The sequence below is a fragment of the Aquaspirillum serpens DSM 68 genome, assembly GCF_000420525.1.
Lineage (GTDB): Bacteria > Pseudomonadota > Gammaproteobacteria > Burkholderiales > Aquaspirillaceae > Aquaspirillum > Aquaspirillum serpens.
In genome coordinates, this window is record NZ_ATVC01000030.1 from 1 (window position 1) to 13,870 (window position 13,870).

Annotated in this window: 13 protein-coding genes; 7 read left to right on the forward strand and 6 right to left on the reverse strand. The window is 49.3% G+C overall.

What is annotated here, in order from left to right; translation table 11 throughout:
• Nucleotides 1-175: 175 nt before the first annotated feature.
• The 4 genes from G465_RS13925 (at nt 176) to G465_RS0107300 (ending at nt 3,776) form a co-directional block, all read left to right on the forward strand.
• A complete protein-coding gene (locus G465_RS13925; RefSeq protein WP_052165414.1) occupies nt 176-1,042 on the forward strand; it encodes a carbohydrate kinase family protein in 867 nt (288 codons plus the stop codon).
• An 89-nt stretch (nt 1,043-1,131) separates the two neighbouring features.
• A complete protein-coding gene (gene gshA / locus G465_RS0107290) occupies nt 1,132-2,418 on the forward strand; it encodes a glutamate--cysteine ligase (RefSeq protein WP_022653832.1) in 1,287 nt (428 codons plus the stop codon).
• A gap of 9 nt (nt 2,419-2,427) precedes the next feature.
• The gene (gene gshB, locus G465_RS0107295) at nt 2,428-3,390 is read left to right on the forward strand and encodes a glutathione synthase (protein WP_022653833.1); all 963 of its coding nucleotides are present in this window, start codon (nt 2,428-2,430) and stop codon (nt 3,388-3,390) included.
• On the forward strand, nt 3,387-3,776 hold the full coding sequence (locus G465_RS0107300) for a diacylglycerol kinase (RefSeq protein WP_022653834.1): 390 nt from the start codon (nt 3,387-3,389) through the stop codon (nt 3,774-3,776). The genes gshB and G465_RS0107300 overlap by 4 nt, the downstream gene beginning before the upstream one ends.
• Nucleotides 3,777-3,867: 91 nt before the next feature.
• Here G465_RS0107300 and G465_RS0107305 read toward each other — a convergent pair whose 3' ends face one another.
• From G465_RS0107305 to dprA, 5 genes are all read right to left on the reverse strand, one after another.
• Nucleotides 3,868-4,647, reverse strand: a complete 780-nt coding sequence (locus tag G465_RS0107305; RefSeq protein WP_022653835.1) for an MvaI/BcnI family restriction endonuclease — start codon at nt 4,645-4,647, stop codon at nt 3,868-3,870.
• Nucleotides 4,648-4,658: 11 nt separating this feature from the next.
• The gene (locus tag G465_RS0107310; protein WP_022653836.1) at nt 4,659-5,432 is read right to left on the reverse strand and encodes a DNA-methyltransferase; all 774 of its coding nucleotides are present in this window, start codon (nt 5,430-5,432) and stop codon (nt 4,659-4,661) included.
• A gap of 195 nt (nt 5,433-5,627) precedes the next feature.
• The gene (gene topA, locus G465_RS0107315; protein ID WP_022653837.1) at nt 5,628-7,946 is read right to left on the reverse strand and encodes a type I DNA topoisomerase; all 2,319 of its coding nucleotides are present in this window, start codon (nt 7,944-7,946) and stop codon (nt 5,628-5,630) included.
• 123 nt (nt 7,947-8,069) lie between these two features.
• The gene (locus G465_RS13930) at nt 8,070-8,540 is read right to left on the reverse strand and encodes a Smg family protein (RefSeq protein ID WP_022653838.1); all 471 of its coding nucleotides are present in this window, start codon (nt 8,538-8,540) and stop codon (nt 8,070-8,072) included.
• A gap of 51 nt (nt 8,541-8,591) precedes the next feature.
• On the reverse strand, nt 8,592-9,701 hold the full coding sequence (gene dprA / locus G465_RS0107330) for a DNA-processing protein DprA (protein ID WP_022653839.1): 1,110 nt from the start codon (nt 9,699-9,701) through the stop codon (nt 8,592-8,594).
• Between the two features lie 169 nt (nt 9,702-9,870).
• On the opposite strand from dprA, the gene def reads away from it, so the two are divergent.
• Together def and fmt are read left to right on the forward strand one after the other, a co-directional pair.
• Nucleotides 9,871-10,377: a peptide deformylase gene (gene def / locus G465_RS0107335; RefSeq protein ID WP_022653840.1), complete on the forward strand. Its 507-nt coding sequence runs from the start codon at nt 9,871-9,873 to the stop codon at nt 10,375-10,377.
• Complete coding sequence (fmt, locus tag G465_RS0107340; RefSeq protein WP_022653841.1) at nt 10,377-11,324, forward strand: methionyl-tRNA formyltransferase; 948 nt, start codon at nt 10,377-10,379, stop codon at nt 11,322-11,324. The genes def and fmt overlap by 1 nt, the downstream gene beginning before the upstream one ends.
• Here fmt and wbaP read toward each other — a convergent pair.
• Nucleotides 11,321-12,796, reverse strand: a complete 1,476-nt coding sequence (wbaP, locus tag G465_RS0107345) for an undecaprenyl-phosphate galactose phosphotransferase WbaP (protein WP_162138820.1) — start codon at nt 12,794-12,796, stop codon at nt 11,321-11,323. The genes fmt and wbaP overlap by 4 nt on opposite strands.
• A gap of 193 nt (nt 12,797-12,989) precedes the next feature.
• On the opposite strand from wbaP, the gene G465_RS13935 reads away from it, so the two are divergent.
• On the forward strand, nt 12,990-13,868 hold the full coding sequence (locus G465_RS13935) for an ABC transporter substrate-binding protein (protein WP_162138821.1): 879 nt from the start codon (nt 12,990-12,992) through the stop codon (nt 13,866-13,868).
• Nucleotides 13,869-13,870 lie beyond the last annotated feature (2 nt).

Below are 13,870 nucleotides of genomic sequence, written 5' to 3' on the forward strand. Positions count from 1 at the left end.
ACTTGCAGCTTGAAATTCGTGTCAAATACCCTGCGCCCTTGTTTCATCACCATTCCTCCAAAACCTTCTTCATCCCCCTATCTTACTGTCCGCTGACATTAGACCATTACATTATCCCGGTCATTTTCACCAACATCTCTTAAGCGACCATTTGCACCGGCTGTCAGTGTGCTTTGTGACACCAGAATTGCGGCGAGAGTTCGGCGGCTGTGGTGGCAATATTGCCTATACCTTACACCAACTAGGGGCACAGCCTTTATTGATGGCGACAGTCGGTAAAGATTTCGCCAGCTATCACGACTATCTGACTCAGCAAGGGATACGGACTGATTATATCCGTGTCTTGCCAGCGCACTACACCGCACAATGTTTTATCAATAGCGATCAAGACGGTAACCAAATCACCGCTTTTCATCCGGGAGCGATGGATTTTGCCGATCAAAATCAAATTAGCGAGGTAAGCGAAGCGGTGAATTGGGCGATTGTCGCCCCAACCGGACGGGCAGGGGATATTGCTTTCCCACCGCAGCTTGCTGCCGCCGACATTCCCTTTATTTTCGACCCCGGCCAAGAATTGCCGTTATTAAGCGGCGAAGAGCTATTGCACTGCGCCAAACTCGCCCATGTGCTGACCTTAAACCAATACGAAGCCGAGCTATTTGCTGAACGCACCGGACACGCCCCCGATACGCTAGTCGGGCAGGGGCAACTGCAAGCAGTGGTGATGACACAAGGGGCCGGTGGCAGTGTCGTCTATCTTACCGATCACACCACCCTGCATGTTGCCGCCGCCCCTATCAGCCAAGCCGTTGATCCCACTGGCTGTGGCGACGCTTTCCGTGCAGGTGTGTTGTATGGTTTACAACAAGGCTGGACATGGTTGAGTATTTTGCAATTTGCCAGCGTATTAGGGGCAATCAAAATCGAACATCAGGGTGGACAAAATCATCCTTGTCGCCTGCCAGAGGTGTTACAACGGTGGCAGAGCGCGTATGCTGAACCGGCCTTGCCACCGGCTCATCACCCTGTATGCGGTGCCTAATGATTGGCGAAATCATCGTCTTTCGATTGAAAATGCGGCTAGGCACCGCCATAGATGAGCCTTTGAATCCCAAACAATAGGGAAAAATTATGCCCGTACCTTCGCTAGCAACCCACTTAACCGGCCCTTTATTAGAACTGGAACGGCGTTTCCTCGCCGCCCAACCGCAAATTGAACATTGGTTTCGTAATCAATGGAGTAACCATCAAGCGCCGTTTTATGGTTCGGTGGATCTACGCAATAGTGGGTTTAAACTGGCACCCGTGGACATGAATTTATTTCCCGGTGGCTTTAACAACCTGAATCCCGATGCCTTACCACTGGCGGTACAAGCCGTCGCCAGCGCCGTTGAGCACGCTTGCCCCCGCGCTAAAAGCATCTTGCTGATTCCGGAAAACCACACCCGTAATACTTTCTACCTAAAAAATATCGCTGCCTTACGGCATATTTTAGAAACCGCCGGCTTACAAGTGCGTTTAGGTAGCCTCTCGCCAGACATCAACGAGATCACTCAGTTGGATGCCGGCGATGGCGTACAACTGACACTCGAACCCCTACACCGCGAGGGTGATCGGGTGACTGTGGGTACTGATGGTTTTGACCCGTGTATTGTTTTACTGAATAACGATTTATCCGCCGGCATCCCTGATATTTTGCAGGGCATTAAACAAACGCTGTTACCACCGCTGCACGGTGGCTGGGCAGTGCGCCGCAAAACACAGCATTTCAGCGCCTTCGATCAAGTCGCCACCGAATTTGCCAGCTTGCTCGATCTCGATCCGTGGTTAATCAACCCTTATTTTGCCGGTTGTCGCGCACTCGATTTTCACGAACGACACGGCGAAGATGAATTAGCCGATACGGTGTCCGACATCCTGCAACGGATTGGCAGCAAATACCGTGAATATGAAATTGATGTAGCGCCGTTTGTGATTGTAAAAGCAGATGCCGGCACTTATGGCATGGGTGTGATGACCGCGAAAAGTCCTGATGATGTGCGTGGCCTCAACCGCAAACAGCGCAATAAAATGTCGGTGATTAAAGAAGGGCAACAAGTCAGCGAAGTGATTGTGCAAGAAGGGGTGTATACCTTTGAAACTGTTGGTGAAGCCGTTGCCGAGCCGGTGATTTATATGATGGATCGTCATGTGGTGGGTGGGTTCTATCGTGTGCATACAGGGCGTGGCCGTGATGAAAACCTGAATGCACCAGGGATGCACTTCTCGCCGATGAGTTTCGATGGCGCATGTTTGCCCGACCGGACTTGTGGCCCAGAAGACTCTACCAATCGCTTATATGCCTATGGTGTTGTGGCACGCCTTGCCCTGTTAGCTGGGGCAATCGAACTTAAACGTACCGCACCGACTGCCGCTTAAGGAATCATGATGCACTTTGCTTTTATTGCCGATCCGCTCGATCATCTGAAAATCTACAAAGACAGCACCTTTGCCATGATCGAAGAGGCCGCCCAGCGCCGCCATCAAATTTCTTATCTCACCGCTGCTGACTTAACGGTGGAAGATGGCAAGGTGTATGCGACCGCAGGTCAGTTATTTCTGACGGGTGATCCTCATGCGTGGTTTCAACAAGGCGAGCCAGAGAAAACGGCTTTAACGGCGTTTGATGCGGTGATTATGCGCAAAGATCCGCCGTTTGATAGCGAGTATCTGTATGCCACCTATTTGATGACATTGTCGGAAAAGCAAGGTGCATTGTGTATCAACAGCGGCCAAGCCTTACGCGATCACAATGAAAAACTGGCCATTTTGGAATTTCCAGAATGGATTTCACCGACCACCATCAGCTCACAATATCGGGTGTTACGCGACTTCATCTTGGAACATCAAGATGTGATTCTGAAGCCATTAGATAGCATGGGCGGCGATAGTATTTTCCGTGTTACCGACCACGACCCTAATTTATCGGTGATTTTAGAGCTGATGACACGCCAACAAACCCGCACCATCATGGCACAACGCTATATCCCTGCTATCACTGAGGGGGATAAGCGGGTGTTGTTAATTGATGGGGTGCCGGTGGATTATTGTTTGGCGCGGATTCCGAAAGAGGGGGAAACGCGCGGTAATTTAGCCGCAGGCGGCCGAGGGGAAGCACGGCCATTGTCTGATGCCGACCGCGCCATTGCCGAGGCGTTAGGGCCGGTGTTGCGTGAGCGTGGTTTGTTATTGGTGGGGTTGGATATCATTGGTGATCGTTTGACGGAAATTAACGTGACCAGTCCAACGTGTTTCCGCGAAATCATGCAGCAAACTGGTTGTCCGGTCGCCAGTTTGTTTATTGATGCGGTGGAACGGGCTGTGCAGCAACATCAGCAGGCCACAGCGTGAGCACACCAGCACCGGAGGAAAGCCCATTCAAGGGCAAGTCTGGTATCAAACGGGTTTGGCATGCTTTGGGCTATTCGATTGAAGGGCTGGCAGCGGCATGGCGGCATGAAGATGCTTTTCGGCAACTGACTTTGCTGGCCTTGCTGTTGATTCCATTGGCGTTGTGGTGGCCGGATATCACGAGGGTAAGTCGGGCGATTTTGGTGGCCAGTTCTTTGGCAACATTAGTGATTGAGTTGTTTAATTCGGCGATTGAAGCCGCCGTCGATCACACCTCCCTCGCTCGTCATCCTCTCGCTAAACGTGCGAAAGACCTCGGCAGCGCAGCACAGTTGTTGGGGTTGGTGAATTTGGCGGCAATGTGGGGTTTGTTGGTTATTTTCTAGCTACATCTCAGCAGCAAGAAACGAAAAGGGCGAACATGGGGTTCGCCCTTTTTTAATTTTCTATCTTTAGAATTTTGAAAACGATTTTTATCTACAAAACAACCGATTCAGCATAAAGATCAGGTATTTTTTTATCTCTAATACGAAATTTAGTACCGTGATTATGTCCCGTTCTCGCGTCAAAATCTATGTAAACATCGCCAGACTCAATAGCTTCAACAAATTTTTCGAGAGAAAATTTTTTAAGCATCAATATTTCATTAAATAAGAAGTACTCTTTTCCATTTTCAACTTTATTATCTGCACGAACAAAAAAGCAATTATGAAGCTTAGTACCGGCTTTATGAAAAAGGTCATCAAAACCCCAATAAGGATAATGTTCAAAGTGTCCTCCACCTCTAGCTAACATATTGAGAAACCACTCTGAATGACGTTCAGCGATTTTTGATGGATCGAATGTAATGCTTACTTTTCTCTCTAAGCGATCCACTTTAACAGAAAACCCTCGATCAGATACTCCAGTAGCATTAAGTGTCTGGCGAAAACTCATTTCCCCAATTGGATATTTATCACCAGCCTTGTCATGTGACCACCCATAAATTGGTAACAAAATAGATGGAACGAATTTTAGTGCTCTCGGAGAAGGCTCCATATGAAATAGTGTTGTCAAACTATTCGTGTTTTTTCTTTGAGCCTTTAACTCCCATTCTGCGGCATTAGGTATAGGTAGGTTATTTTCCTCAATACCTAATAAATCTTCCAATGTATTTCCTACAGCACCATCATTTTTACCTCTACGACTTAAAATCCATCCCATATCTCTAATAGAGCGAAGCTCTTTAATAAGTAATTCTTTTGTATATATCTTCAAAGTTTAGACCTTTAAAAGAGAGTTGGTGTACGTAAAGAATCGTCTAATCTTTTCTTGGCAAGTTCAACATATTCCGGCGATATTTCAATCCCAATAAAATCACGCCCTTGCTTCTTTGCGGAAATAGCTGTTGTTCCACTACCCATAAATGGATCAAGAACTAATTTTGCATTGGTACTGCTTATAATTCTATCTATCAAAGCAACGGGGAATGGGGCTGGATGTTGATTTTTCATTTCTTGGGTAAACTCCCAGATATCACCATGAGCATTCGCCCCTTTAGCAAGAACAAATTTTGGTTTACAAATTAAATAAATAACTTCATATGTAGGCAAAAAATAGCCCTTATTAAAATTAATGCCTCCCTTCCTTCTCCAAATTATTATTTGGCGCACAGGAAATCCAGAGACAATATCTTGTCTATCTTGTAAAAGTCCCGCTTGAACTCTCCACTTATGATTATAAAAAATAGCACCATCATCTTTTATCAATCGAAACATTTCAGTGAGACAATCTCTTTGCCAACTTACATATTCTTCATGTGGCATACAGTCATCGTGATGAGAGTATCCGTTTATTAAACTAGCATTTGACCACTTACCGCCTCGCCCATCTTTCATCCCATTCCCTGTAGAATTTTTCAAATTATAAGGAGGGGAAGTTACAATTAAATCAATAGATTCAGATGGGATTTTTTTCATGGTAGTAAGGCAATCACCACATAAAAACTGATTCTTAAAATCAGTTAGCTCCTTGGTATCCCATAAAGGTTTTTTTAGTTCCATCTTAATATCCTTTCAGACGAAAAAATCTAATAATTGTTCTTTTAGAGTTATAAAACCAATCATTTTTATTTATAAAAGTAGACTAGAAGAAATTTAACTTTTTTCTTATAAAAAGAAAAGTTGATACAATGTTTCTCTCAAAAAAACGGCCCCTCATCGGTGCCGTTTTTTCAATCTTCGAATTAAATTTCCTATTTAACTATCTATCTCTGCCTCGGGCACAGCCGGTGGGGCCAGTTCAGGCGCGGGGATGCTATAACCACACTCCTTCTGCGGACACACCTTCTCCGTACCACGCCGCTTCGTCGTTTTCACCGTCAACACCGGCCATTGACACTGCGGACACGTCTCAGCAATCGGAGGATTCCACGTTGCGTAATTACACTTCGGATAGGTATTACACGAATAGAACAACTTACCATAACGGCTCTTACGCTCGATCAAATGCCCCTCTTTACAGACCGGACACACAACCCCCGTATCACGCGGCTTTTCCAATGGCTCGATATGCTTACACTTCGGATAATTGGCACAGCCAATAAACTTCCCATATCGCCCCGTTTTCACCACCAACTGCCCACCACACGCCGGACAATCACGCCCTTCAATCACCTGCGGCGTTTCCGGCACAGCGGCGGCGGCTTCTTCGGCGGTTTCCCCTAAATTACGCGTGTAATCACACTCAGGATACCCCGTGCAGCCAATAAAACGACCACGCTTACCAAAACGGATATTCAACGGTTTACTACATTTTGGACAAGCCTCATCCAACAATTCCGTCGTAACCTCGGCGCGTGACAGCCCTTCTTTTTCTTGCAACTGCTTATGAAAACCCTTCCAGAACCCCTCCAACACCGGCACCCACTGCCGCTTGCCGGTGGACACATCGTCTAGTTGGTTTTCCAATTTCGCCGTGAAGTCATAATCAACATATTGCTGAAAATGCTCAGTCAGAAATTTATTGACCACCTCGCCGGTGTCGGTCGGCACAAAACGCTTTTTATCGAGCGTGACATACTCACGATCTTTTAAGGTCTTGATAATAGAGGCATATGTCGAAGGACGGCCAATGCCGAATTCTTCTAATGCCTTCACCAAACTCGCTTCAGAAAAACGTGGCGGGGGCTGGGTAAAATGTTGCTCACCTTCGATTTTATCGACAGCCAGCGCATCACCGACTTCTAACACCGGCAATTTCGCTTCGCTATCATCGTCAGCATCATCAAGACCTTCCTGATACACCGCGATAAAGCCGGGGAAAACCAACACTTGTCCATTAGCGCGGAATACCCCTTCACCAACGGCAATATCCACCGCCGTGGTGTCATACTTCGCTGGGGCCATCTGACAGGCTACCGTCCGTTTCCATACCATTTCATACAGCTTGAATTGATCGGCAGTTAAAAACGGTTTGACCTGTTCAGGCGTGCGGAAGATCGACGTCGGGCGGATGGCTTCGTGGGCTTCTTGTGCGTTCTTCGCCTTATTTGTAAAAGTCACCGCCGCTTTGGGTAAATAATCTGCTGCGAAATGTTCACCGATATAGTGACGAATCTCCGCCACAGCCTCGTTCGCCAACGCCACCGAGTCAGTCCGCATATAGGTAATTAAACCCACCGTACCTTGCCCAACATCCACCCCTTCATACAGCTGTTGTGCTGTCCGCATGGTGCGGTCGGTGGTCATCGATAACTTACGCACCGCCTCTTGTTGCAAAGTTGACGTGGTAAAAGGCGGCGCGGCCTTGCGCGTTTTCTTTTTCTTCTCAACAGCAATCACCTGAGCCGCAGTGTGCTGCGCCAACGCCGAAACAATCGCCTGTTGTTGGTCTTCGTTGGTGATAGAGAACTGTTCGAGTTTTGCGCCTTGGAACTGTGTCAAACGGGCACGGAATTTACTGCGGCCTTTGTGGCTATCAAGGTGGATTGACCAATATTCTTGTGTCACAAAGCTGCGGATTTCCGTTTCGCGTTCACAAATCAGCCGCAAAGCAGGGCTTTGTACCCGACCGGCGGACAAACCACGGCGAATTTTTTTCCACAGCAAGGGCGATAAATTGAAACCCACTAAATAATCTAGGGCACGGCGTGCTTGTTGTGCGTTGACCAAATCGAGCGAAATCTGTCGCGGATTGGCTACGGCATCGAGCACCGCATTTTTTGTAATCTCGTGGAACACCACACACTGCGCGGTTTTATCTTTTAAAAGCTTTTTATTCTTGAGAATTTCTAGCAAATGCCAAGAAATCGCCTCCCCCTCGCGGTCGGGGTCAGTCGCAAGATAAATATGCTGTGCCTCACGCACAGCAGCAGCAATCGCATCAACGTGTTTACTGTTTTTAGCGATGATCTGGTACTTCATGGCGAAATCTTTATCCGGATCTACTGCGCCATTTTTTGGCACTAAATCACGGATATGGCCATAAGAAGCCAGAATCTCGAAGTCTGGCCCCAGATATTTTTTCAGGGTCTTCGCTTTAGAGGGCGATTCGACAATGAGCAGATTGGCAGGCATGGCGATTGGGTCACATCCTAATGGGGAATAAAGCTGCAAGGGGCAAAAAGACGCCCCCACAGTGAGGGGGCGTCAGCACACCAAACAAGTCGAAAAGCCCGCGATGTTATGCGCTTGTGTGGGCTACTGCAATGCCAGCAATGCACTGTCAGCATCGGTTAGGACATCGGCAATCAGTATATCGAGCTCAGTGGCCAAGCTCCAAAGTACCGTCACCACCGTTAATTTCAAGACTTGTAGATCAATTGCACCAGCAGGTAAGGCCATCAAACGGTCTAACACCAACTCACGGACCGATCCAGTGCAAACACCCTGTTGTTGTAGAAATAAAAGAAAGCCTTGGCAATCTAAAGGTAAATGTTCGGCTTCTTGTGGGCTAAGACAACGGAAGCTACCCGCGCTTTCGTGCCATGTGTCTTCAGCAAGCACATGGGCAGCACGTGCGGTTTCGAGACCCTGCAACCAAAGCAAGGCATCACTGACTTCATCATCATCAAACCCCGCCGCCATTAAGCGTCTGCTCAAAGCAGCCGGCTGCGGGCAAGCATCAAGATCACGATAAGAATCAACAAGATAAGCAAGAACTTCATACATAATAGCGGTCTCCACCTTTATGATTGATACAATTAACATCCGGTTGCAACGCTAACATTCGCTTAAGCGTTGATAACGGCCTCCCGGTAAAGTGGCAACACGGCCTTCTAGTTCAAGCGATAACAGCGTGGCGCAGACCTCATCGGGTGTCAAGCCAGACAATTCAATCAACTGATCCAAGTCCATTGGCCCCGCCACCAACAAATCTAACAGCGGATGACTGGCACCAGCATGCTCACCTTGTGTTGCATCCGCATGTCTTGGCAAAACAACCGAGGGCCGCGCCCAGCCGAGGGTGGTTAAGATATCCTCTACCGACTCCACCAACGCCGCCCCTTCACGCAATAATTGATGACAACCTTTGGCCTGTGGATTATGAATTGACCCCGGCACGGCCATCACTTCACGACCATATTCCGCTGCCAAACGTGCAGTGATTAAAGAGCCACTTTCAACATTGGCTTCCACCACCATACAACCATGGCACAAACCGGCAATAATGCGATTCCGACGTGGAAAATGGGCCGGTAACGGTGGCGTGCCGAGGGAAAATTCACTGAGTAACAACCCCTGCTCTGCAATTTGATGTGCTAAAGCACGGTGTTGAGCGGGATACACGCGATCAATGCCGGTGCCAATCACAGCAATGGTGCTGCCCTTACTACGCAGTGCACCACGATGGGCACTGGCATCGACCCCTGCCGCCAAACCACTGATGATGGTAAACCCCGCTTGACCCAGCTCATACGCCAATTGTTCCGCATCACGCCGCCCCTGACTGGTGGCTTGGCGACTGCCCACCACCGCACATAAGGGACGCTGTAGCAGCTCTAGCCGCCCTTGGGCATACAATAACAGCGGCGGCGAAGGTATCTCATGCAATAAGGCGGGATAGTTTTCCTCATCACAACACAACAACTGCCGCCCTTGGCCTTGTTGCAACCACGCGGCAGAGCGTTGTCGTAAATCGCTGCTATCGGTTTCGGTGATAGCCTGTGCCAATTTCGCCCCTAAACACGCACTCACACGGGCCGACTCAGCCTGATACAACGCCACAACATCAGAAAAAGCGGTACAGGCTTTACTCCATGCGCCATACCCAAAGTTGGGGACTTGTATGAGATGCAACCAAGCATGATGTTGAAGGCTCAGTTCCGACATAGAGGCTCCTAAAAACGATAGCAGAATTGGGCTTGCCACTTGAGGCTAGAGCTATAATGCACGCCAATAGACGATGGCTCACATCACGCATCATGCCAAATAGAAATTATGCGCAAGCCAGCCAACCATGTCAAAAACATAAAGACCGTTTTACAGAAAGTGAATAACCATGGCTTTACTTCCGATTTTGCACTACCCCGATCCACGCCTACACACCGTCGCAGCACCGGTCAAAGAAGTCACCGATGAGATTCGCCGTTTACTCGACGATATGCTGGAAACCATGTACGAAGCGCAGGGTGTCGGCCTCGCAGCAACACAGGTCAATGTGCATCAACGTATCGTGGTGATTGATGTGTCAGAAAAACACGATGCCCCTTTAGTTCTGATCAATCCAGAAATCGTTGCCAGCAATGGTGAGCCGGTGGTGGGCGAGGAAGGGTGTTTGTCGGTGCCGGGTATTTTTGACAAAGTCGAACGAGCACCGAAAGTCACCGTACAAGCCTTGGGCCGTGATGGGCAGTCCTATCAACTCGACGCAGATGGTTTGCTGGCCGTGTGTATCCAACATGAAATTGACCATTTAAATGGCAAAGTATTTGTGGAACATCTATCGAGCCTGAAGCAAAACCGCATCAAAAATAAACTGAAAAAACGTGAACGGCAGAATATGTGATGAGACTGATTTTTGCAGGAACCCCCGAATTTGCCGCACAAGCCCTCGCTGCCCTGATTCAGGCTGGGCATGATATTGCGTTGGTGCTCACCCAACCCGACCGTCCAGCTGGACGGGGGATGAAACTCAAGCCCAGCCCAGTCAAAGTGTTAGCACTGGAACATGGGCTACGGGTGGAGCAACCACTCAGTTTAAAACACGCCGACGCACAAGCCATGCTGCAACAGGTGGAGGCAGAGTTGATGGTCGTTGCGGCCTATGGTTTGTTATTACCGCAGGCAGTATTGGACATTCCAGCACGAGGTTGTCTCAATATCCATGCCTCTTTGCTACCACGCTGGCGCGGTGCCGCACCTATTCAACGTGCGCTGTTGGCTGGCGATGCCGAAACGGGTATCACCATTATGCAAATGGATGCTGGATTAGACACCGGCGCCATTCGCTCTCTACACCGCTTGCCGATTGCCGCAGATGACACCGCCGCCAGTTTGCATGACAAATTGGCGCAGTTAGGGGCAGAAGCGATTGTGGCGGCATTGGCAACACTCGACCAATTACCGACCATCGCGCAACCCAGCGACGGCGTCACCTATGCCCACAAATTAGAAAAAGCTGAAGCTGAAATTGATTGGCAGCAACATGCCGCCTGTGTCGTGCGGCGCATTTTGGCCTATCACCCAGTGCCCGGCGCCTTTAGCCAATGGCAAGGCCAAGGGCTAAAAGTATGGCGTGCCAGCATTGTCGATCACGACACCCCTGCCACCGCACAGACCCCAGCCGGCACCGTGTACCAGCTCACCCCTGAAGGAGCGGTGGTGCAATGCGGACAAGGCCAAGTGCGGTTAGATGAATTACAACTGGCAGGCGGTAAACGACTCAGTGGCCGCGAATTTTTTGCTGGCCGCACACAGTGGGTCGGGACAACATTAGGCAGCACGACCGCTTAATACGCCCCTTCACGCCGGAGCACGACTTTGACGGTTTTCAATAAAATCGCTAAGTCGTGCCACAAGCTCCAATTGCGGACATACCAAGCATCGAGTTCCACGCGGCGTTGAAACGGCAAGCGATTGCGACCACTGACCTGCCACAAGCCGGTCATCCCGGGGCGAGTTTCAAGGTAATAAGCCAAGTTATCACCAAAGCGTGGCATTTCTTCCGTCATAATCGGACGCGGCCCGACTAAACTCATCTCACCGCGCAACACATTCCATAACTGTGGCAGCTCGTCCAAACTGGTGCGGCGCAAGAAATGGCCGATGCCGGTAATACGGGGATCGTGTTTCAGCTTGCGGAAGGTATCGAATTCTTCTCGCGCAACAGGGTCTCGCGCCAGCAATTCTTCTAGTAAACGGTCGGCATCTACCCGCATACTGCGGAACTTATAGCAGGTAAACAATTCACCATTACGCCCCACCCGTGGCTGACCAAAAAAAGCCGGCCCCCCATCACGCCGCGTCAACCACGCCACCACCACAAAGAACGGCGACAACAACAGCAACAATAATGCTGCCACCACCATATCAAAGCCTCGTTTGACCGCAATCGCTTGTGGGTTAAGCAAATTATTCCGTGCCCGCAGCAGCAACACATCATGGCTAAAAAAGTGTTGCGTCTCCATGCCCACCAAGGGTAAACCGGCGGTGGACGGCACCAGATGTAAGCCGGGCATAATAAAACCCAACTCTGCCACCAATGCCGCATGCTGTTCTAAAGCAGGGGATTCTAAAGCAATCACCAAATGCGCATGCGGATGCGCACGCGCCCATTGCAAGACTTCTTGAGCACTGGCAGCAAACACTGGCAGATCAGTTTCTGGCGGAATGTCACAGCTCAAATCATCCAAGCAGACAAAACCGCGAATATGAAAACCTAACAAAGGCTCGCTTTGTAGCGCGGCACAGGCGTCCGCCGCCAGTTGGCCACTACCAATCACCAAAGTCGGGCGTTGCCAACGCCGCAGGCGCATCAACAGACTTTTTAACAATAAGCGGCCAAGCGGAATCGCCATACAGGCCATACACCAGCCCACTAACCAAACCGTACGCGAAAACGGCCATTTCGCTAGCAACACCGTTACGCCATTGAGCAGGGCCAACGCAATCACAATTCGGACCACCTCGCCAGTTTCCGCCCAAAACGGTTTGCGGCGGTTGTAATGCCCGCGCCACCACAGGGTATGAATGGCAATCCCGATAAACGCCAAGAAGGTATAAAACTGATGCACCCCCCCGTCTTGCCACCATTCAGGAAAATTGTGCCAATCAATCACTGGCCGCATCAGCAACACCAACAGGCCACAGAGAAAAGCAAACAATAAAGCGCAGGCATCTATTACCGGCAACAGATAAGCCGCACGCGGAGGACGAGCCGCCCATAACGGAATTGGCAGGGCAGAAAGAGAAGGAAAAGAGGACATAAAAGCAATGGTAACAAAAACGCTTTTATATCGGTCAATGTCACGAGGGCAATATTCCATTAAACTACAATTTTAGTGAAAACAAAGAGGGCCAATCCAATTGAACATGCCACTCTATTTGCAAAATTGCTTGCGTGCTTTATTGGCTTTTTTCGTTCTTATTGGTCTCTCTGCTTGCCAAAATGAAACTAACTTGCGGATAGGTGCAAACACTTGGCTAGGCTATGAGCCGCTGTTTCTGGCGCGACAACAACAAACCCTGCCGCAGGGAGTGTCATTACATGAATATCCCACCACGGCAGAGACACTGCGCGCATTTCGCAACCGCAATTTAGATGTAGCGGCACTGACACTCGATGAGGCAGTGCCCTTGTTGCTGGATGACAACCAAGCAGCGATTGCGTTGATATTGAGCCATTCTCATGGCGCCGATGCCTTGTTAGGACAGGCAGAATTTAAGCAAGTAACCGATTTACGCGGCAAGGTAGTCGGGGCAGATAGTCTGACCCTCGGAGCCTATATGCTAGGTCGTGCATTGGAATTGTCAGGGATGGATAAAAAAGAAGTCGAGATTCGCTCGGTGTCACTCGAACAACAGGAAGCCAGTTTTCTTAACCGCGAGATTGATGGATTGGTCACCTTTGAGCCGATTTTGTCGCGTCTGCAACGCCAAGGAGCGAAGGTGTTGTTTGATAGCCGATCGTTACCGAATGAAATTCTTGATGTGTTGGTGGTCCGACCACAGCAATTGAATAAAGGGCAACGGCGGCAGTTGCGTGAATTAGTGAAAGTATGGTTTGAGCACACCGAAACCCTAGTGACACAACAAGAAACTGCCATGCAGCTAGTCATGAAACGGCAAAACTTGTATAGCAATGAATTGCAACACGCCCTTACTCTACTACGCTTTTATGATCGAGAAGAAAACCAGCGTTTACTGACAGGTCAGGACAGCCCACAACTGCGCCGCACCATTGAAAATATCGCCCAAACGCTACATCGGCTGGGCCTACGTCCTGCCACCACCATTCCACCACAACAGCCCCTCTTTACCTCGATAGGGATGGAATAACG